This is a genomic window from Kocuria sp. CCUG 69068, assembly GCF_020833785.1.
Taxonomy (GTDB): domain Bacteria; phylum Actinomycetota; class Actinomycetes; order Actinomycetales; family Micrococcaceae; genus Kocuria; species Kocuria rosea.
This window is the reverse complement of the sequence record NZ_PDDL01000035.1, coordinates 12,472-31,181: the sequence shown is the minus strand read 5'-3', so window position 1 is coordinate 31,181 and position 18,710 is coordinate 12,472. Positions and strand designations below refer to the sequence as shown.

Annotated in this window: 16 protein-coding genes; 7 read left to right on the top strand and 9 right to left on the bottom strand. The window is 73.3% G+C overall.

What is annotated here, in order from left to right:
- Nucleotides 1-13: 13 nt before the first annotated feature.
- Both CRM73_RS08940 and CRM73_RS08935 read right to left on the bottom strand, forming a co-directional pair.
- Entirely contained in the window at nt 14-1,354 is a 1,341-nt protein-coding gene (locus CRM73_RS08940; RefSeq protein WP_229587423.1) for a heparan-alpha-glucosaminide N-acetyltransferase domain-containing protein, read from the bottom strand.
- A 182-nt stretch (nt 1,355-1,536) separates the two neighbouring features.
- Complete coding sequence (locus CRM73_RS08935) at nt 1,537-1,959, bottom strand: hypothetical protein (RefSeq protein ID WP_126349555.1); 423 nt, start codon at nt 1,957-1,959, stop codon at nt 1,537-1,539.
- Nucleotides 1,960-2,163: 204 nt separating this feature from the next.
- Here CRM73_RS08935 and CRM73_RS08930 point away from each other — a divergent pair, with 204 nt between their 5' ends.
- Nucleotides 2,164-2,913, top strand: a complete 750-nt coding sequence (locus tag CRM73_RS08930; protein ID WP_126346771.1) for a response regulator transcription factor — start codon at nt 2,164-2,166, stop codon at nt 2,911-2,913.
- On the top strand, nt 2,913-4,454 hold the full coding sequence (locus tag CRM73_RS08925; RefSeq protein WP_052132759.1) for a cell wall metabolism sensor histidine kinase WalK: 1,542 nt from the start codon (nt 2,913-2,915) through the stop codon (nt 4,452-4,454). The genes CRM73_RS08930 and CRM73_RS08925 overlap by 1 nt, the downstream gene beginning before the upstream one ends.
- An 18-nt stretch (nt 4,455-4,472) precedes the next feature.
- On the opposite strand, the gene mptB is transcribed toward CRM73_RS08925, so the two are convergent.
- Nucleotides 4,473-6,059: a polyprenol phosphomannose-dependent alpha 1,6 mannosyltransferase MptB gene (gene mptB / locus CRM73_RS08920; protein WP_095649966.1), complete on the bottom strand. Its 1,587-nt coding sequence runs from the start codon at nt 6,057-6,059 to the stop codon at nt 4,473-4,475.
- A 250-nt stretch (nt 6,060-6,309) separates the two neighbouring features.
- On the opposite strand from mptB, the gene CRM73_RS08915 reads away from it, so the two are divergent.
- Together CRM73_RS08915 and CRM73_RS08910 are read left to right on the top strand one after the other, a co-directional pair.
- On the top strand, nt 6,310-7,650 hold the full coding sequence (locus CRM73_RS08915; RefSeq protein WP_109269035.1) for a glycosyltransferase 87 family protein: 1,341 nt from the start codon (nt 6,310-6,312) through the stop codon (nt 7,648-7,650).
- Between the two features lie 64 nt (nt 7,651-7,714).
- Nucleotides 7,715-8,938 carry a glycosyltransferase 87 family protein gene (locus CRM73_RS08910; RefSeq protein ID WP_229587421.1) on the top strand — a complete coding sequence of 408 codons (1,224 nt, stop codon included), beginning with the start codon at nt 7,715-7,717 and terminating at the stop codon, nt 8,936-8,938.
- A 34-nt stretch (nt 8,939-8,972) separates the two neighbouring features.
- Here CRM73_RS08910 and CRM73_RS08905 read toward each other — a convergent pair whose 3' ends face one another.
- The 3 genes from CRM73_RS08905 to CRM73_RS08895 form a co-directional block, all read right to left on the bottom strand.
- Nucleotides 8,973-10,217 (bottom strand): heparan-alpha-glucosaminide N-acetyltransferase domain-containing protein, encoded by a 1,245-nt coding sequence (locus tag CRM73_RS08905; RefSeq protein WP_229587419.1) that lies wholly within the window; start codon nt 10,215-10,217, stop codon nt 8,973-8,975.
- A 151-nt stretch (nt 10,218-10,368) separates the two neighbouring features.
- Nucleotides 10,369-11,634 (bottom strand): MFS transporter, encoded by a 1,266-nt coding sequence (locus CRM73_RS08900; RefSeq protein ID WP_229587417.1) that lies wholly within the window; start codon nt 11,632-11,634, stop codon nt 10,369-10,371.
- 3 nt (nt 11,635-11,637) lie between these two features.
- Nucleotides 11,638-11,997, bottom strand: coding sequence for a universal stress protein (locus CRM73_RS08895; RefSeq protein WP_017831800.1), 360 nt, complete (start codon nt 11,995-11,997; stop codon nt 11,638-11,640).
- Between the two features lie 308 nt (nt 11,998-12,305).
- Here CRM73_RS08895 and CRM73_RS08890 point away from each other — a divergent pair, with 308 nt between their 5' ends.
- Genes CRM73_RS08890 through CRM73_RS08880 form a run of 3 tightly spaced genes read left to right on the top strand, consistent with a single transcriptional unit; the run spans nt 12,306 to nt 15,344 of the window.
- Nucleotides 12,306-13,262: a tripartite tricarboxylate transporter substrate binding protein gene (locus CRM73_RS08890; RefSeq protein WP_229587424.1), complete on the top strand. Its 957-nt coding sequence runs from the start codon at nt 12,306-12,308 to the stop codon at nt 13,260-13,262.
- On the top strand, nt 13,262-13,837 hold the full coding sequence (locus CRM73_RS08885) for a tripartite tricarboxylate transporter TctB family protein (protein WP_017831798.1): 576 nt from the start codon (nt 13,262-13,264) through the stop codon (nt 13,835-13,837). Before CRM73_RS08890 ends, CRM73_RS08885 begins: the two co-directional genes overlap by 1 nt.
- A 1-nt stretch (nt 13,838) precedes the next feature.
- Nucleotides 13,839-15,344 carry a tripartite tricarboxylate transporter permease gene (locus tag CRM73_RS08880; RefSeq protein ID WP_109243571.1) on the top strand — a complete coding sequence of 502 codons (1,506 nt, stop codon included), beginning with the start codon at nt 13,839-13,841 and terminating at the stop codon, nt 15,342-15,344.
- 175 nt (nt 15,345-15,519) lie between these two features.
- Here CRM73_RS08880 and CRM73_RS08875 read toward each other — a convergent pair whose 3' ends face one another.
- The 3 genes from CRM73_RS08875 to CRM73_RS08865 are packed head-to-tail and all read right to left on the bottom strand — an operon-like array spanning nt 15,520 to nt 18,571.
- Entirely contained in the window at nt 15,520-16,302 is a 783-nt protein-coding gene (locus CRM73_RS08875; protein WP_109222131.1) for an SDR family oxidoreductase, read from the bottom strand.
- On the bottom strand, nt 16,299-17,381 hold the full coding sequence (locus CRM73_RS08870; protein WP_229587416.1) for a Gfo/Idh/MocA family oxidoreductase: 1,083 nt from the start codon (nt 17,379-17,381) through the stop codon (nt 16,299-16,301). The genes CRM73_RS08875 and CRM73_RS08870 overlap by 4 nt, the downstream gene beginning before the upstream one ends.
- Complete coding sequence (locus tag CRM73_RS08865; protein ID WP_109221628.1) at nt 17,378-18,571, bottom strand: phytanoyl-CoA dioxygenase family protein; 1,194 nt, start codon at nt 18,569-18,571, stop codon at nt 17,378-17,380. The genes CRM73_RS08870 and CRM73_RS08865 overlap by 4 nt, the downstream gene beginning before the upstream one ends.
- Between the last annotated feature and the right edge of the window lie 139 nt (nt 18,572-18,710).

Here is an 18,710-nt window from a genome sequence, read left to right as displayed (position 1 = left end):
CCGGCCCGCGCGCTCAGCCCGGGCGCTGCTCGCGGGCGAGCACGCGCCGGCGGGTGGCGCGCACCAGGGCGGCCACCAGCCGCTCGAGGGGGCCCTGCCCCATGGCCTGGCGCCAGAGGAGGGCGAAGGCCATCGCCACGGCCACGTGGATCCAGAACCACAGCGGCTCGTCGTAGTGCACCTCGGCGGCCAGCGCGAGCAGGTGCGCCGAGTACACGGTGAGGGTCATCGCGCCCATGGCGCTCAGCGGCAGCAGCCAGGAGCCCCAGCGGCGGGCCAGCAGGAGGAACACGCCCAGGGCGGCCACCGCGGAGCCGAGGCCCAGCAGCAGGGCCGGCGGGGTGTTCGTGTACGGGCCGCCGACCGTCAGCCACCACCACGTGGTCGTCGGCAGCGTCGGGTCGGGGCCGAACACGATGACCTCGGTGACGAGCTCCTCGTCGACGCCGGGGGTGCGGGTCACGAGCTGGTCGAGGCCGCCGGCCCGGTCGACGAGCACCCAGGAGGCCAGCGAGGCCCCGGCGGCCAGCAGTGCCCCGCCCAGCACCAGTCCGGTCTGGACCCGGATCCCGGCGAGGTCGAGCCGGCCGATGGCCAGGCCGGTCAGCAGGTAGGCCAGGTACGGCAGGGCGGGGAAGGTCCCGGTCAGCAGCAGCCGGGCCGCGGTGGCCCCGGGGTCCCCGACGAGGTCGAGGTAGTCCGGGTTGTAGCGCTCCACGACCGGCAGGACGTCCCGCAGCAGGTGCACCAGCGCGGGACCGGCCAGGGCGAAGACCCCCGCCCAGACGAACAGGGCGCCGGCGGGCAGGCGCAGGAACGGGATCGCCAGCAGGAAGAAGGCCCCGTAGTAGACGAGGATGTTGACGGCCGGGACCTCGTCGATCGTGCTCCCGGGGAGCACGTGGTTGATCGCCAGCCCCAGGCCCGCGATCAGCAGCGCGCGGACGGCCACCCCCGCCCGGTCGGCGGTCATCGCCCGGCCGGTGTGCGGTGTCCGGCCACCGGTGCTGAAGGCCAGGCCCACGCCCGCCAGAAGGGCGAACAGCGCCGCGGAGCGGCCGGCGAAGACGGTCCACTGCGCGGTGGGCTCGAAGGTCTCCGGGTCCCACGAGGGCAGGATGTGGATCGCGATCATCCCGATCAGGGCCAGGCCACGGGCAGCGTCCACCCCGACGAGGCGGCGCTTGGCGGGTGCGGCGGCCGGGCTCGCGGTAGAACTCGCGGTCGAGCCCGTGGCCGGGTCGGCCGTCGCGCGGCCGGTCGAGGCCTCGTCCGCGGGCGGAGTGCTCGCCGGCCGCGCGGGGACCGGCGCCCACGGCACGGTCCTCGGCGGGCGGCCCCGGGAATCGGTCATGACAGCGGCCCCTTCAGCGCGGCAGGACGGCGGACCCCCTGCCCGCCGGACCGGTCGGAGGACCGGTGCACACCCCACCTTTGCTGGCGCACATGTGGTGGGCTTTTCGGAATGCTGTGCTTCCGCTGTGACGCGGCACACGCACCCGCCGGCGGGCGACCGGTCGCAGGACCGCCCGAGGCCTACACGGCCTCGGGGCGCCTCGACGAACGGAGGGCGCCGAGGACGGCGCGCACCCGGCGCGGCGCCGCAGCGGCGGCGGGAGCGGTGACCGGGGCCGTGGCCGACGACGACGGCACCACGACGGGGCGCTGGGCCGCCGTGTGCCGGTAGGCCATGGCCTGCAGCTCCACCACCGGGTACTCGAGGCTGCGCCGGGCGGACTCGGCGGGGCGGGTGGTGGCGAAGGCGGTGGCCGCGTCCTGCAGGGACCGCGCGGCGATGAACGGGGCGGCCGCTTCGACGTGGGGCCGCACCGCGTGGCGGTAGACGGCGCGGTCGGACTCGGCGCAGTCCTCCCACCGGGGTGCTCCGGGGTGGGCGGCCCGCTCGTACTGGGCGCGGGCGGCGGCCTCGACGGCGTCGGTGATGGTGATGGTGCGCATGTCCGCTCCTGGGTGTCCGGTGGGTGGCTGGCTCGAGTGGTTCCACTGTCCGTCCGGAGTCTGTGCCGGAGCTGTGCCGACCGCCCCGGCCTGTCTGAGAATCCCGGCGGCACGGCACAGGCTGCGCACAGCTTCCACAGGACGTGCGCCTAATCTGGTGCGCAACAGTGGCAGTGTCACGTCCGCCCGGCACCGGGAGCTCCCATGTCCTACTCCTCCAGCTTCTCCGTCCTCACCGAGGTCCTGCCTCGCCTGACCCACCCTGACGGCTCGCCGATCCGGGTGCTGGTGGTGGACGACGAGCCGGCGCTGGCCGATCTCGTGGCCATGGGCACGGGCATGTGCGGGTGGGACGCCCGGATCTCCCACGAGGGGTTCGACGCCGTCGCCCAGGCGCGGGACTTCGCCCCCGACGTGCTGGTCCTGGACCGGATGCTGCCCGGCCTGGACGGGCTGGAGGTCCTGGCCCGGATCCGCCAGTCCTACCCCGAGGTGCCGGTGCTGTTCCTCACGGCCAAGGACACGGTCCAGGACCGGATCGAGGGGCTCGCCTCCGGCGGGGACGACTACGTGACCAAGCCGTTCTCGATCGAGGAGGTGCTCATCCGGCTGCACCGGCTCGTGCAGCGCTCCGGGGTCGCCGCCCAGGACAGCGCCACCCTGGTGGTCGGGGACCTGGTGCTCAACATCGACAGCCGCGAGGTCACCCGCGCCGGGGAGCCGGTCGAGCTGACCACCACGCAGTTCGAGCTGCTGCGCTACCTGATGGAGAACCCGCGCCGTGTCCTGTCCAAGGCCCAGATCCTGGACAACGTGTGGCACTACGACTTCTCGGGCCAGGCCAACATCGTGGAGCTCTACATCTCCTACCTCCGCAAGCGGATCGACGCGGGCCGCTCCCCCATGATCCACACCGTGCGCGGCGCCGGGTACGTCATCAAGCCCGCGTCCTGATGCCGCACGGCCCGCTCCCCCCGCGCCGCCTGCGCCTGGCCACCCGGCTCATCGCCGGCGTGCTCGTCCTCCTGGCGGTGGTCCTGCTCGTGCTGGGCGCCACGATCGTGGAGCTCACCCGCCAGGACCTCGTCGAGCGGCTCGACGGGTCGCTGCGCCAGGCCACCGGGCGGGCGCTGACCTTCACCCGGGGGGACCCCGCCCCGGAGCGGGACCCCCTCGACGCCCCCGGCCAGCCGGTGGGCGTCCTGGTGGCCGTGCTGCGGGAGGACGAGGTGGTCACGGCGTCCTACCGCACCGAGTCCGGGGAGCCCGCGCCGCTGCCCGAGGAGGACGTCGCCGCCCTGCGGGAGGCGGGCGCCTTCGCGGCCGAGAGCCCGGACGAGCGCGGCTTCGGGGACCCTCGGCGCTCCACGGGCACGGAGCAGGGGCGGCTCTCCGACGTGGACCTGTCCGTGGGCGAGTACCGGGTCGAGTCGGTCGCCCGGGACGGGCGCAGCGGCAGCCAGGTGCTGGTGACCGGGCTGCCCACCGCGTCGGTCGACGACACCGTGGCGGAGCTCGTCACCACCATGACCGCGGGCAGCCTGCTCGCGCTGGTGACCACGGCGGTGGCCGGGACCGTCGTCGTGCGCCGTGCCCTGCGGCCGCTGGAACAGGTCTCGGCGGCGGCGTCCCGCGTCGCCCGCCTGCCGCTGGCCTCGGGCGAGGTCTCCCTGGCCGACCAGCACGTCCCCGCCGGGCTGGCTCGCCCCGGCACGGAGGTCGGGGAGGTGGGCCGCGCCCTGAACTCCCTGCTCGAGAACGTGGACTCGGCCCTGGCCGCGCGCCAGCACTCCGAGACCCGGCTGCGCGAGTTCGTGGCGGACGCCTCCCACGAGCTGCGCACCCCCCTGGCGGCCGTGCGCGGCTACACCGACATGCTGCAGCTCACCGAGCCGCTGACCGGCACCGGCCGCGCCTCGCTGGCCCGGGTGGAGCAGCAGACGCTGCGGATGACCGCCCTGGTCGAGGACCTGCTGCTGCTCGCCCGCCTGGACGAGGGCCGCCCCCCGGAGCTGCGGGACGCCGACCTCGGCGAGCTCGTGCTCGAGGCCCTCACCGACGCCTCGGCCGCGGGCCCCGACCACGACTGGGCCCTGGACGTGCCGGCGGAGCCGGTGCCCGTGCGGGCGGACGTCGCCCAGCTCCACCAGGTGCTGGCCAACCTGCTCTCCAACGCCCGCAAGCACACCCCGCCCGGCACCGCGGTGACCGCCGCCGTGCGGGCCACCCGGGACGGCTGGGCGGAGGCCTCCGTGCTCGACGCCGGCCCGGGCATCCCGCGGGAGTTCCAGGCCAGGCTCTTCGAGCGCTTCAGCCGCCTGGACACCTCCCGGCAGACCCGGGAGGGCAGCACCGGCCTGGGCCTGTCCATCGTCCGCTCGGTGGTGCAGGCGCACGGCGGCACGGTGGACGTGGAGTCCCGCCCGGGCCGCACGCTCTTCACCGTCCGGCTCCCGCTGGGCACCGGCGCAGCGGTGCCCGCCGCGCCCCGGTGACCGACGGCCGCGGGCGCCTCAGCTCCGACGACGACGGCGTCGTCGGCGGCCGAGCCAGCCCGCCGGGCCGCCGTGGACGAGCAGGTGCCGGGTGTGGGGATCCAGGAGCATCAGGTAGGCGGTGAACACCAGGGCGGTGACGAACGCGATCGTCGAGGCGTCCACCGTCAGCTCGATGAAGGGCCACACGGAGAGCTGGTCCTGGGCGCCGAAGATCACGAAGAAGGTGATCACGATGTACAGGGAGCGGATCTGCCAGTTGTCCCTGATCCCGGTCGCGGCGAGGAAGGGGAGGAACCACAGGATGTACCAGGGCTGGATGATCGGGGAGAGCAGCACCACGGCGGCGAACGCCAGGCCGAGCCTGCGGACCACCTGGTGGTCGTCGCCGCGGAACATCAGGAGCAGGACCAGGCCGATGGCGGCGTACTGCAGGACGTCGCGCAGCACGGAGGCCATGGCCGCGCCCGGCAGGCCCACCGCGTTCGCGAGGTCGCGGACCTGCTGGCCCAGGAAGCCGGAGGGCGAGTACCCGGTGTACCCCGGGGTGGGGTCGACCAGCGCCCAGACCCACCCGGTGCCCAGCTGGTAGGGGAGCCCGCTCAGCAGCAGCACCCCGAAGCTGATCGCCGCCGTGGCCGCCCACAGGGCGAACTTCCGCCGCCAGGACGCTCTCGGCCCCGCCCACAGGAGGCCGATGAACGGCAGCAGGAGGATGGTGATCGGCTTGATCCCGATCGAGGCGGTCACCAGGAGGACCCCGGTCACCGGGCGGCCCGTGGCCGCGAAGTACGTTCCCGCCACGGCCAGTCCGAGCATCAGCGCGTCGTTGTGCGCGCTGGCCACGAAGCTGATGAGGAACAGCGGGTTGGCCACCGCGATCCACAGCGCACGGGCCGGGTCGACCCCGTGCAGCCGCGCGAGCCGGGGCACGTACACGACGCAGAGGAGGACACCCGCGCAGGCCAGGATCCGGAAGAGCAGGACGGAGAGATCCGGCTGCGCGCCCGTGAGGGCCACGACCGCGCGCGCCAGCCACAGGAAGTACGGCCCGTAGGGCGTCCGGGCCTCGGCCCAGGTCGGGTCCGTGCCCAGCATGAACCAGTTCTCCAGGGCGGAGATGCCGGTCGTGTACGGGTTCTGCCCGGCCAGCATCAGACGGCCCTGGCCGACGTAGGCGTACACGTCCCGGGAGAAGATGGGCACGGCGAAGAACAGCGGCAGCGACCAGGCGCACACGGCCAGCACCACGGAGCGCTGGGCGCCCGCCGGCCCGCCCTGGAGCCGCTGCCCGAGCCGGAGCCAGGAGCGCACCAGCAGCATGGCGCCGACGGTCAGCAGCACGGTGCAGGCGTAGACGCCCCATCCCTCGACCCGCAGCGCGATGACGAGGGGGTGGCGGACCATGGGCGAGCCGTTGGCGATCCACCCGGTGCCGACCGAGCCGACGAGCATCATCAGGGAGCCGACGAACCCCTGCAGGACGGCGACGTGCGCTCGCGGGTCCGGGTGGGCGCCGGGCGTGTCCTGGCGGAAGGGGACGGTGCTGACGGCCCGGCCCCCGCGGCTCCGCGGCCCCTCCGGATGCGAACCCCCTGCCGTCATGACGTGCGCTGATCCCCTATGTGTGTCGCTGCCGGGCGGACAGGTGTGCTGAGCGCTCTCCAGGAGCGTGTTCCAGCCATGATGCCACCTCATCGCCCCGGCGTCCCGGGACGCCGCCGCGCCCTTCGGCCCGGGGTCGCTGCGCACGGATCATGACGCCCGGTTCCGGGCGGTCCGCGCCCGGCCACGTAGCATGGTGGGGCAGCGCCCTGTGGTCCTGCGACCCCACCCCCTTGACGAGGATTGACCCATGTCCACGGACACGACCTTCAGCATGCTCACCCGGTTCCGGAACCGCCTCGCGACCCCGCGGTGGCACGCCTGGTCGAGATCCCCGCGCGGACTGCTCGCCGGCTTCGTCCTGGTGCACCTCGTGTTCCTGGGATTCGCCCTGTCCCTGTCCCTGTCCGGCGCCGCCTTCAGCGACACCTACATCTACCGTGCGTGGGCCGAGGCCGGCTTCGACGAGCAGAACCTGAACGGGGAGCCCACCCCCTGGGTCTATCCGGTGCTGGCGCTGGTGCCCGTCGCGCTGGCCGGCGCGGCCGGCCCGGGGCCGTTCTTCTTCCTGTGGGTCCTGATGATCACCGTGCTCAACGGCTGGGCCGTGGGGAAGCTGACGGACTGGGGACGCGCCCGGCACGCCGTCCCCGCCGCGTGGTGGTGGCTGGCCTTCGTCTTCCTCATGGGGTGGCTGGGCTTCGCCCGCGTCGACGGGCTCACGGCCCCCCTGGTGCTCGTCGCCCTGGTCTACGGCGTGGCGCACCCGGTGGCCGCCTCGGTCCTGCTCAGTGTCGCCACCTGGATGAAGGTCTGGCCGGCGGCGGTCGTGCTCGCACTCGTCACCGTGGTGCGCCGGCGGGTGGCGGTCGTCGTCGCGGGCCTGCTGGTCAGCGCGGCCGCGGCCGGGGTCGCCGCCGCCATGGGTGCGCTGCCGAGGCTCTTCGACTTCCTCACCCAGCAGGGGGACCGGGGCATGCAGCTGGAGGCCACGTTCACCACCCCGTGGCTGTGGTCGTCCGTGCTGGGGGTGGGCGGGTCCCGGATGTACATGAACACGGAGATCAACTCCATGCAGGTCGACGGCCCCGGCACGGCCACGATGGCCGTGCTCATGCAGCCGCTGCTGCTGGTGGCCGCCGCCGCGGTGACCCTCCTGATCGCCCGGGGCCTGCGCAACGGCGAGCGGTCCGGCGAGACCGACCGGACCGAGCTGCTGCTGGCGGGGTCGCTGACCATGGTCACCGCCTTCATCGTGTTCAACAAGGTCGGCTCCCCGCAGTTCATGGTGTGGCTGGCGCCGGCCGTGGCCGTGGGGCTGACCCACCACTGGAAGGCGTGGCGGGTGCCGGCGGTCATGCTGATCGCCATCGCCGTGGCCACGTTCCTCGTCTACCCGATGTTCTACTACGAGCTGAGTCACAACGACCCGTGGATGGCCCTCGTGCTGACCCTGCGCAACGCCCTGCTGGTGGTGCTCCTGTGGTGGTCGGTGCGCCGCCTGTACCAGCTGGGCTCCCGGCGCCCCGCCAGCGCGCCCGCTACGGCACCCGCCCCCGCCGCGCCGGCGCCCGCCGCGAAGGAGGCCTGAGATCTCCGCCCCCTTCTTCGACCGGCTGACCCGCGTCCGCGACGCCGTCCTGCCCGCCCGCGCCGTGGCCTGGTTCGCCCGCCCGGCCGGCGTGTGGTGGGGCTTCGCCGTCGTCCACCTGTACTTCCTGGGCTGGATGATGTCCTTCGTCATCCACGGCGATGCCTTCAGCGACACCGAGCAGTACCGCCAGTGGGCCATGGCCGGGTACGACCCGGCCGATGCCGGGGACGGGATCAGCCCGTGGGTGTACCCGGTGCTGGCGCAGATCCCGATCCACCTGGCGGGGATCGCCGGCCACGGCCCCTACCTGCTGGTCTGGACGCTGATCGTCACCGTGCTCAACGCCGTCGCCCTGGTCTGCCTCACGCGGGGCCGGCGGGCCCGGCAGGGCATCGCCCCGGCCTGGTGGTGGCTGTTCTTCACCGTGTTCCTGGGCTACCTGAGCTTCGCCCGGGTGGAGGGCATCGCGGCCCCGATCGTGCTGATCGGACTCCTGTACGCGTCCGAGCGGCCCGTGCTCGGCTCCGTCCTCCTGAGCGTCGCCACCTGGATCAAGGTGTGGCCGGCGGCCGTCCTGCTCGCCCTGTTCATCGCCTGCCGGCAGCGCGTCCAGGTGGTGGCCGCCGGGGTGGGGGTCACCGCCGTGGTGGTGCTGGGCACGTACCTGACGGGCGGCCTGCCGCACATCGCGGACTTCCTGGTCAACCAGGGGGAGCGCGGCATGCAGCTGGAGGCCACGTTCTCCACCCCGTGGGTGTGGGCGAGCGTCTTCGACGTGGCCGGATCGCGGATGGCCGACAACGTGGCCATCAACTCCACCGAGGTCTACGGGCCCGGCACCGAGATCGTCGCGTTCCTGATGCAGCCGCTGCTCGTGCTCGCCGTCCTCGCAGGAGCCGTCCTGCTGGTCCGTGCGCTGAAGCGCGGGGCCGAGCGGGAGGAGCTCTTCTACGAGGGGGCGCTGATGATGACCACGGTCTTCATCGTGTTCAACAAGGTGGGGTCCCCGCAGTTCATGATCTGGATCGCCCCCGTCGTCGTGGCCGGGCTGGTGCACGACTGGCAGCGGTGGCGGACGCCGGCGGCGCTGCTGATGGGCATCGCGGTCACCACGTTCGTGATCTATCCGCTGTTCTACACCCCGCTCATCCACGCGCACCCGGCGATGGCGGCCGTGCTGACCGCCCGCAACGTGCTGCTCGTCGTCCTGCTGTGCTGGTCCGTGCAGCGCGTGGCCCGGCTCCAGCAGGTCCCCGCCCGCCCCGCGGAGCTGGCCACCACCTGAGCCCGCGGCCCGTCTCCTCGGAGGGACGACGACGTCACCGGCCCGCCGCCGCGCGCGGACCGGCGCCCAGGGCCAGGCCGCGCGCGGCGCCGGCGGCCCGGGCCAGGAGTCGCTCCAGCGGGCCCCGGCCGAAGGCGCGCTGCCAGGCCACTGCGAACAGCGCCGCGACCGCCACGTGGATGAGGAACCACAGGAGCGGCACCTCGTAGTGGAGCATGGCGGCCAGGGCCAGCAGGTGCGCCGAGTAGAGCGTCAGGGTCATCGACCCCATCGCGCTCAGCGGCAGCAGCCAGGCACCGGCCCGCCGGGCCACGAGGAGGAGGAGGCCCAGCACGGCGGCGCCGGAGCCGAGGTCCTGGAGGATTGCCACCGGGGTGTTGGTGTGGGGGCCGGGGATCAGCAGCCACCACCAGGAGGTGTCCGGCAGGACCGGGTCCGGCCCCCAGACGATGATCTCGTCGATCAGGTCCTCGCTCAGCCACGGGGTGGAGCTCATGAGCTGGTCGTAGCCCCCGGACCGGAGGACCAGCACCCAGTACACCAGCCACGCCCCCACGGCCAGGGCGAGCCCCGCCACCAGCAGCCGGCCCTGGACGCGCACGGCCCGCAGGTTCAGCCGGCCGATGGCCATCCCGGCGAGCAGGTAGGCCAGGTACGGGACCGCGGGATAGGTGCCGGTGAACAGCACCTGGGCCAGGACGGTCCCCGGCTCGGCGAGCACGTCGGCGAAGGTCGGGTTGTACACCTCCAACGCGGGCAGCACTCCCCGGAGCGCCTGCATCAGCACCGGCCCCACCACGGCGGCCGCGGCGGCGAGACCGAACAGCGTCCGCGCCGGCAGGTGCAGGAAGGGGATCGCGAGCAGGAAGAACATGCCGTAGTAGACGAGGATGTCGTAGGCGGGCGGGTCCGCCGGCATGACCTGGTTGATCAGCAGCCCCAGCCCGGCGATCAGCACGGCCCGGACGAGCAGCCCCACGCGGTCCGCGGTCATCGTCCGGCCCCGGTGCGGGGTGCGCCCGCCGGAGGAGAAGGCCAGGCCCACCCCGGCCAGCAGCGCGAACAGGGCCGCGGCGCGGCCCGCGAACAGCTCCCACTGCAGCGTGGGCCCGTAGGTCTCGGGGTTCCAGGCGGGCAGGATGTGGATCGACATCATCCCGACCAGGGCGAGGCCCCGGGCGGCGTCGACCCCCACGAGCCGGCGCCTGCGGACCAGCGGCAGGACCGGGTCCTCCTCTGCTGACCGTGCACCGGGTGCAGGGTGGTGGACGTTGACCATGGCGGCGGGTTCCTTCTGTCGGACGTGCCGACGAGCTCCCGCCCGCCGGCCCGGACCTCTCGGTCCTTCTCGTCCTCCAGCTGACCAGCCGGGATTGTGCCGCCGTTGTGGCGTCCCTGTGCCGGGGCTGTCGAAGTGGTCCCGGCCCCGGCTACCGCCGCACGGTCTTCTCCAGCCCGCTGACCAGCAGCACCGCGCACGTGGACCAGATCGCCCCGGCCGGGCCGAGCGGCGCGGCCACCAGGCCGGCCAGCAGGGGCATGGCGACCTGCCCCGCCCGGTTGCCGACCAGCCGCACGGCGAGCGCCGAGCCCCGCCACGAGGTGGGCACGGCGGTGGAGACCAGGGTCATGGTGATCGGCTGGCCCAGGCCCAGGCAGAAGCCGCCCACGAACAGGAGCACCGCGGCGAGCCACGGCACCGTGATGACGGCCGGCGGGACGGCCAGGGTGATGCCGGCGCCGTAGAGGCTGACCAGCAGCAGCGCCCGGCGGGACATCCGGTGCGCGAGCCACGGCAGCAGGACGCGCGAGACGATCGAGGCGCCGCCGCGCACGGCCAGCAGGACGCCGATCCACGCCGGGGAGACCCCGGCCCGCTCCCCCACCAGCGGCAGGAAGGCCGTGAGGATGTCGAGCATCGCGAGCAGGGCCAGGGACGCCAGCATGTGGGACGGGATGCCGGGGACCTCGAGGATCCGCAGCATCGACGCCCGCGGCGCCGTGCCCGGGACCACCTCGAGCTCACCGGTGGCGGGAGCCGCCTGCGCCGCGGCAGCGCCGTCGTCGTTCCGAGCGGGGGCCCCGGCGGCCCCGGACGCCGGCCGGCGCAGGAGCATGACGGGCACCACGAGGACCGAGAGCCCGGCCCCGATCCACAGGGACAGGGTGATGTCGGCGACCCGCTCGGGCGAGGCGACGTCGCTGCCCGTGCCCAGGAGCACCCCGACCAGCAGCGGACCCACCAGCTGCCCGGCGGAGAAGGCGGCGGTGAACCAGCCGAAGCCCTTGTCCAGCTGGTCCGGTGGGGAGAAGCGGGCGACCGCCGACTGCCCGGCGATGGTGAACACCAGGTGCCCCATGCCCAGCAGGGCGCTCGCCACGGCGACGAGCGCCACGCTGGGCGCCAGGGCCAGCGCCCCCGCGCCGAGGGCCAGGACCAGGGCGCCGACGACCACCATGGTCCGCAGGTCCCGCACCCGGTCGGTCATCCGGCCCAGCCACATGGCCGTGACGAGCGGGACCACGGCGTAGGCGGCCGTGACCAGGCCGACCGTCACGGAGTCGGCGTCCAGGGACAGCAGCTTGTAGGTGGTGACCGGGCGCACCAGGTTCAGGGCGGTCTGCGTGAGCAGGGCCCCGGCCACGAGGAACCACAGCCATGCTCCGGACCGGGCCCCCGGAGCGGTCGAGGCCATGCCTCAGGAGCGCCGGGGCTTGACCGCGATCACCGGGGCGTTGGCCTCGAGGAGCACCTGCTGGGCGGCGCTGCCGAGCAGCAGCTTGCCCACGGGGCTGCGGTGCTTCACGCCGATCACCACGGCGGAGGCGTTGACCTGCTCCGCGGCGTCGAGGAGCTCGCCCACGGCGTCCCGGTTGCGGGTGTCGGGGGTGCGGAAGGTGACGGGCACGCCGTTCAGCTCGCTCCCCTCGGGGTCGAGCTGGGCGCCCTCGAGGTTGAAGACCAGCAGGTCCTCCTGGCGGCGTCCGGCCTCCTCGACCGCGGCCGCGAGCGCGGCCTCGCCCTCGGGGGTGCTGGTTCGGGCAACGACGACGGTCATGGGAGCCTCCGCGGTGGGGTGGGGAAATCGGGTGGTGGGAAAGGGGCGTACAAAACGAGGTCCACCCTACGGCCGAACGTGTGAGGGACGTCTCTTCCGGTGTGAGCAGAATGCGCAGAACCAGCACAACGATCAGTACGCACGAAAGGTGGATCAACGGCCGACGCGTGACCCGGGTCACTTATCGTCGTCGGGAGAGGCTCGGACCGAGCCATGCACCCGCACCCTCCGACCCAGGAAAGTGGATCCCCGTGAGTTCACCACCAGATCAGGCCCAGCAGGGCACGCGACGCCGGCACCCGGTCGCCATGACGGTCTACGGCGTCGTCGCCGCCGCCGTGATCGGCCTGGCCGCCTTCTTCTCGTTCCAGTCCGCCACGGCCGGCTCGGACATCCGGGCCAACATGACCCTGATCGCCCCGGCCGGTGCCGGCGGCGGCTGGGACACGTTCATGCGGGAGCAGCAGCAGGCCATGCGGGTCAACAGCCTGGTCAACAACACCCAGGTGGTGAACATCCCCGGTGCGGCCGGCACCATCGGGCTCGGCCAGCTCTCCACCATGGAGGGCCAGGCCAACACCCTGATGGTCACGGGTGCGGGGCTGGTCGCCGGTGTCGCGCAGCTGGACTCGGCCGTCACGCACGACGACGTGCGCCCGATCGCCCGGGTGGTCGAGGAGTACGACGTCGTCGTGGTCCCCGCCGACTCCCCCTACGAGACGATCGACGAGCTCGTCGAGGACTGGCGGGCGAACCCCGCCGAGGTCGCCTGGACCGGTGGCGGCACCTTCGACCAGCTCGTCATGACCGAGCTCGCCCTCGAGACCGGCATCGACCCGTCCGAGACCACCTACATCCCAAAGTCCGGCGGCGGCGAGGCCACCCAGGCCCTGATCACGGGCACCGCGGACGCGGCCACCTCCGGGTACATGGACGTGGCCGACCAGATCGAGGCCGGGCGCCTGAAGGCCCTGGGCATGGCCGCCCCGGAGCGGCTCGAGGGCGTCGACATCCCGACCCTCACCGAGCAGGGCTACGCCGTGGACCTGGCCAACTGGCGGGCCATCCTGGCCCCGCCCGGGATCACCGACGAGGAGTTCGCCGAGCTGCGGGCCCTGGTCGAGGAGTCCATCGCCACCCCGGAGTGGCAGGAAGCCATCGAGCGCAACAAGTGGACCGAGGTGTACCTCGCGGGCGAAGAGTTCGACGAGTTCATGGCCTCGGAGCAGGAGCGCATCGCCATGCTGGTAGAGGAGATCTCCTGATGAGCACCCCCACGTCCTCGCACACCGGCGCCGCCGGAGAACACCTGACCGACGTCCGGCCCCCGGAGGAGCAGCGGCCGGACACCGAGAGCTCCTGGTGGAGCGGGCGCAGCGGCCTCGTGGTGCCCGCGGTGATGGCCGCCTTCAGCACCTACCTGCTGATCGGCGCCCTGACCATGGACATCCCGGAGGGCACCGACTTCCCCGGCCCCACGTTCTACCCGCTGATCCTCACCGTGGCCGGCTACGTCCTGGCCGCCCTGCTCACCCTCCACTACCTGCGCACCCCCGAACACCCCGAGGAGCTCTCGGCGCGCACCTGGCGGAGCCACTCGGACTGGTCCGCGGTGCTCTGGTCCGCGGGCGGGTTCCTGGCGTTCGCGCTGAGCCTCGAGGTGCTGGGCTGGATCCTGGCCGCCGCCCTGCTGTTCTGGGCCGTGGCCCGGGGCTTCGGCAGCCGCCGGCCCCTGTTCGACATCTCGCTCGCCCTGCTCGTGAGCAGCGCGATCTACCTGGCATTCACCGTCGGCCTGGGGCTCACCCTCCCGTCCGGCATCCTGGGAGGCGGTTTCTGACATGGACGCACTCAATCTGTTGATGGACGGGTTCGCCGGCGCGCTGACCCCCATGAACCTGCTGTGGGTGGTGGTGGGCTGTCTGCTCGGCACCGCCGTGGGCGTGCTGCCGGGCCTGGGCTCCTCCATGGCCGTGGCCCTCCTGCTCCCCATGACCTTCGCCCTGGACCCCACCGCGGCGTTCATCCTGTTCGCCGGCGTGTACTTCGGCGGCCTGTTCGGCGACTCGACGATGGCCATCCTGATGAACACCCCGGGACAGGGCTCCGCGATCGCCTCGACCTTCGAGGGCCACAAGATGGCCAAGGACGGCCGGGCCCCGCAGGCCCTGGCCACCGCGGCCATCGGCGCGTTCATCGGCGGCATGGTCGCCTCCGTGGTCGTGGTCTTCCTGGCGCCCAAGCTCGCCGACTTCTCCGCGAACTTCGGCCCAGCCGAGTACTTCGCCCTGGCCCTGTTCGCCTTCGTGGCCACGTCCTCGGTGGTCTCCGACTCCGCGGTCAAGGGCCTGGCCTCCCTGGTCCTCGGTCTGGGCATCGCCACCGTGGGCATCGACGCGATCTCCGGTTCGGAGCGCTTCACCTACGGCTCCGCCAACCTGTTCGACGGCATCTCGCTGGTCACCGTCTCGGTGGCGATCCTGGCCCTGGGCGAGGTCTTCCACGTGGCCTCCCGGATCCGCCGCGACCCGGCCGCCCACCAGATGAAGGTCACCGGGCGCCCCTTCCTCTCCCGCGCCGAGCTCAAGGAGGCCGCCCCGGCGTGGGCGCGCGGCACCGCGATCGGCCTGCCCTTCGGGGTCATCCCGGTCGGTGGCGCCGAGGTGCCGACGTTCATGTCCTACGACCTCGAGCGCCGGCTCGACCGCCGCCGCCCGAACCCGGTGTTCGGCAAGGGCGCGATCCGCGGCCTGGCCGCCCCCGAGGCCGCCGGCAACGCCACCACCGGCACCGCGATGGGTGCGCTGCTGGCCCTGGGCCTGCCGGTCTCGGCGACCGCAGCGATCATGCTCGCGGCCTTCCAGCAGTACGGCCTGCAGCCGGGCCCGCTGCTGTTCGACCGGGCCCCCGAGCTCGTGTGGGCGCTGCTGGCCAGCTTCTTCATCGCGATGGTCGTGCTGCTGGTCATCAACCTGCCCTTCGCCCAGCTGTGGGCGAAGCTCCTGCTGATCCCCAGCCAGTACCTCTACGCCGGGATCACGGTCTTCTGCGGCCTGGGCATCTACGCGACCTCCGGGGCGATCTTCGACCTGCTGCTGCTGCTCGGGCTGGGCGTGCTGGGCTTCATCATGCGCCGCCACGGCGTGCCGGTGGCCCCGCTGCTGATCGGCATGGTGCTGGGCCCGCTGGCCGAGACCAACCTGCGCGACGGCCTGCTGTCCTCCAACGGCGACTACTCGATCTTCGTCACCGGGCCCATCCCGCTGGTGCTCTACGGCCTGCTGTTCATCGTGCTGGCGCTGACCGTCCGGTCCAAGATCGTCAACCGCGCCCGCCAGGACGTGTAGTCCCCCGCCCTGCCCGCACGCCGGACCCCGGCGTGCGGGTGCCCACGATGCCCGCCCCTCACCACGCCTCCGTGTGGTCAGGAGCGGGCATCGTGGTCACCGGGCCGTGCGGCGCGGATCGGCTCGATCGGGCTCGGCCGGTGCGGAGAGCACCCGTGACGCCGCACCGTGGTGCTCAGTCGTAGCCGCCCACCACGGTCTGGTCCCAGTCGATCACCGACCCGGTGACCACGCCGCTGCGCGGGGAAAGCAGGTAGACGAGGAACTCCGCGATCTCGTCCGGGTCCCCGAGCCGGCCCATGGGCAGCCCCGCAGCGGCCCGCTCCTGCCAGTCGTCCCCGGCGCCGTGGGCTTCGCGCTGGATCCAGTCCTCGCCCTCGGTGGCCGTCCAGCCGATGTTCACGCCGTTGATCCGGATCCGGTCCCACCGGTGGGCGTGGGCGGCGTTGCGGGTGAGTCCGGCCAGCCCTGCCTTCGCCGCGACGTACGGCGCCAGGTAGGGCTGGCCGCCGTGGGCGGAGAGACTGATGACATTGACGATCGCGCCGGGGGCACCACGGCTCCGGAAGTGCCGGATCGCCTCGGACATGATGAGGAACGGCGCCCGCAGGTTGACCGCCACGTGCTGGTCGAAGAGCTCCGCGGTGGTGTCCAGCATGGTCCCGCGCGTGGTGAGCCCGGCCGCGTTGACCACGGCGTCGAGCCTGCCGAACCGCTCCACCGTGCGCGGCACCACGGACGCGGCCTGCCCGGTGTCTGCCAGGTCCGCGCCCACGAACTCGGCGTCCGCGCCCAGGTCCCTCAGCCGCGCCACGGTGTGGCGCCCGGCGTCCGCGTCCCGGCCGGTGACCGCGATCCCGGCGGCTCCCTCGAGGGCCGCCCGGCGGGCGGCGGCGGCACCCAGACCGCGTGTTCCTCCCGTCACGAGCGCCACGGCGTTCTCGAGCTGTCCGCTCATGCCTGTCGTCCCTCCCGGCTCGTTTTCGCGGCCGTCGGTTCCGCCCCGATCCTCGTCCTGATTTCCGCCACCTCGACCCGCCGCCCCTCCGCCGCCGACCGCGTCGCGGCCTCGGCGAGCACGCTCGCGGCCAGCCCGTCCTCCAGGCCCGGGGAGCCGCTCTCCTCCCCTCGGACGGCCCGGACGAACCGGTGCAGCTCCGCGGCATAGGCGTACCGGTAGCGCTCCAGGAAGAACGGCTCGCAGGGGTCCGCCCGGCCGCAGCCCGCCGGCCCTGACGCTTGCACCGTCGTCGGCAGCGGATTGCCCACGGTGAGCGTCCCGAGCGGCCCGGAGACCTCCAGCCGCTGGTCGTAGCCGTAGGAGCAGCGCCGCGAGTTCGTGATGACCACCTGCTCCCCGCGGGCGCCCTCGAGGACGGCCACGGCGGTATCGGCGTCGCCCAGCTCGGCGATCTCCCGGCTGAACACCGTGGAGCCGGAGGCCGTCACGCGCACGATATCGGGCACGAAGAACCGCGCCATGTCGAGGTCGTGGATCATCATGTCGCGGAAGATCCCGCCGGACCCGGCGAGGTAGCCCGCCGGAGGCGGGGCCGGGTCCCTGCTGGTGATCCCCGGCTGCTCCACCGGGCCGATCTCCCCGGCCCGCACGCGGGTCCTGCAGGCCGCGAAGTGGGGGTCGAAGCGTCGGTTGAACCCGATCATCGCCGGAGGCCTGTCGGCCGGCGGGTGCTCCCGCAGAAGGTCCGCCGCGCGGCGCACGTCCAGGTCGAGGGGCTTCTCGCACAGCACCGGGATTCCCAGGCGCAGGGCCGCGTCGACGAGTTCGGTGTGGGTGGGGGTCGGGGAGCAGACCACGCACGCGTCGATCTCCCCGGATGCCAGTGCCTCGAGCGCATCCGTGCCGTGCGCGGCGCCGTACCGGCCGGCCACCGCGGCGGCTGCGGCCTCCACGACGTCGACGACCCGCGTGAGGACCGTGTCCGGATGGACGGCGAGAGCGGCGGCGTGGACCTGGCCGATGCGTCCGGCGCCGACGAGGAGCACGGCCAGGGGCCGGGTGCCGGCCGCGCTCATTGCCGCACGCCGGAGCGCCGTCGCGCCATGGCGCGCAGGCCGTCCCCGACCTCGGCCGGCTCCGTGCCGGCCTCGAGGTGGTGCAGCACGAACTCGGCCTGGGTCCGGGGGGCGAGCCCGCCGACCGGCTGGTCGAGGTCGAGGTCCGCGGGGAACGCGTAGCCCTCGGCCGAGGCGGCGACGACGTTGCGCAGCCAGCGCTCCGGCGCGCCCTCGGCACGCCGCCGGAGCAGCACGGGGTACAGGGCCGTGGACATCGCCGTGCGGTCCACGGTCTCCATGGCGCGCCCGAAGCCGGAGGAGATCTGGAGCAGGTTGGCCATCCGGCGGATGTTGCGGGACCGGTTGTGCCCGGCACCGTGGAAGAGCGCGGGATTGAAGAACACGGCGTCGCCGGTGGACAGCGGCAGCTGCACGTGGTGCCGGTCGAAGTACTCGACGAACTCCTCCTGGTGGACGGCGAGGTAGCCGGGAGCGTACTTCTGCGAGTGCGGGAGGAACATGGTCGGTCCGGACTCCACCGGCATGTCCCCGTGGGCGACCGCGCCCTGCAGGGTCAGCGCCGGGGAGAGCAGGTGCACGTGCGCGGGGTACCGGGCGGCCTGCTCTGCGGACATGAAGCCCAGGTGGTAGTCCCGGTGCGCCGTCTGGGCGGCCCCGCCCGGATTGACCACGTTGATCTGGGAGGTCACCTGGTAGCCGGCGCCCAGCCACGCCTCGGAGACCAGGGCGATGAGATCGTTCGCGTAGTAGTCGGCGAAGGCCTCTGGGTCGGCCAGCGCGAACTTGTCGGCCGCGCCCCACACCCGGTCGTTGGCGCCGGGAGCGGCGAAGTGGTCCCCGGCGGCGGTCCCGGCCTCCTTCTGGGCCCGGATCAGCCCCTCGAACGCGGCGGTCGCCCGGTCCACGACGGCACCGTCCGGGAAGGCGCCCTGCAGCACCACCACGCCGGGCCCGCGCTCCAGGGCGTGCGCAAGCTCGGCCTGGACCTCCCGCCGCCGCGCGGGGTCCTGGACCACGGCCTGCAGCCCGGGCCCGTACAGCAGCACGTTCTGCTCGACGGCGGTGGCGTGGGGATACTCGGCGGGATCGGTGACGACCTCCACGTCCTCGCGGAAGTCCTCGAGCCGGCAGTCGGCGGGGGTGAACCAGCGGGCCGCGCGGCGGGCGGTGGCGGGGTCCAGGGTCATGGCAGTTCCTCTCTCCGGCAGCCCTCGGTGCAGGGCCTCGTGCAGGGCCAGCCTTCCGCTTGCCGCGGTGCCGGGCAATGCCCATTTCCCTCAGGAATCCCTCAGTCCTGTACTCCGCGAGCCCGGCAGGGATAGGCTC

Excerpts from the sequence above, each read along its gene's own strand:
- CRM73_RS08940 (WP_229587423.1), bottom strand. The coding sequence starts at position 1,354 with ATGACCGATTCCCGGGGCCGCCCGCCGAGGACCGTGCCGTGGGCGCCG.
- CRM73_RS08935 (WP_126349555.1), bottom strand. The coding sequence starts at position 1,959 with ATGCGCACCATCACCATCACCGACGCCGTCGAGGCCGCCGCCCGCGCC.
- CRM73_RS08930 (WP_126346771.1), top strand. The coding sequence starts at position 2,164 with ATGTCCTACTCCTCCAGCTTCTCCGTCCTCACCGAGGTCCTGCCTCGC.
- CRM73_RS08925 (WP_052132759.1), top strand. The coding sequence starts at position 2,913 with ATGCCGCACGGCCCGCTCCCCCCGCGCCGCCTGCGCCTGGCCACCCGG.
- mptB (WP_095649966.1), bottom strand. The coding sequence starts at position 6,059 with ATGACGGCAGGGGGTTCGCATCCGGAGGGGCCGCGGAGCCGCGGGGGC.
- CRM73_RS08915 (WP_109269035.1), top strand. The coding sequence starts at position 6,310 with ATGTCCACGGACACGACCTTCAGCATGCTCACCCGGTTCCGGAACCGC.
- CRM73_RS08905 (WP_229587419.1), bottom strand. The coding sequence starts at position 10,217 with ATGGTCAACGTCCACCACCCTGCACCCGGTGCACGGTCAGCAGAGGAG.
- CRM73_RS08900 (WP_229587417.1), bottom strand. The coding sequence starts at position 11,634 with ATGGCCTCGACCGCTCCGGGGGCCCGGTCCGGAGCATGGCTGTGGTTC.
- CRM73_RS08895 (WP_017831800.1), bottom strand. The coding sequence starts at position 11,997 with ATGACCGTCGTCGTTGCCCGAACCAGCACCCCCGAGGGCGAGGCCGCG.
- CRM73_RS08890 (WP_229587424.1), top strand. The coding sequence starts at position 12,306 with ATGACGGTCTACGGCGTCGTCGCCGCCGCCGTGATCGGCCTGGCCGCC.
- CRM73_RS08885 (WP_017831798.1), top strand. The coding sequence starts at position 13,262 with ATGAGCACCCCCACGTCCTCGCACACCGGCGCCGCCGGAGAACACCTG.
- CRM73_RS08880 (WP_109243571.1), top strand. The coding sequence starts at position 13,839 with ATGGACGCACTCAATCTGTTGATGGACGGGTTCGCCGGCGCGCTGACC.
- CRM73_RS08875 (WP_109222131.1), bottom strand. The coding sequence starts at position 16,302 with ATGAGCGGACAGCTCGAGAACGCCGTGGCGCTCGTGACGGGAGGAACA.
- CRM73_RS08870 (WP_229587416.1), bottom strand. The coding sequence starts at position 17,381 with ATGAGCGCGGCCGGCACCCGGCCCCTGGCCGTGCTCCTCGTCGGCGCC.
- CRM73_RS08865 (WP_109221628.1), bottom strand. The coding sequence starts at position 18,571 with ATGACCCTGGACCCCGCCACCGCCCGCCGCGCGGCCCGCTGGTTCACC.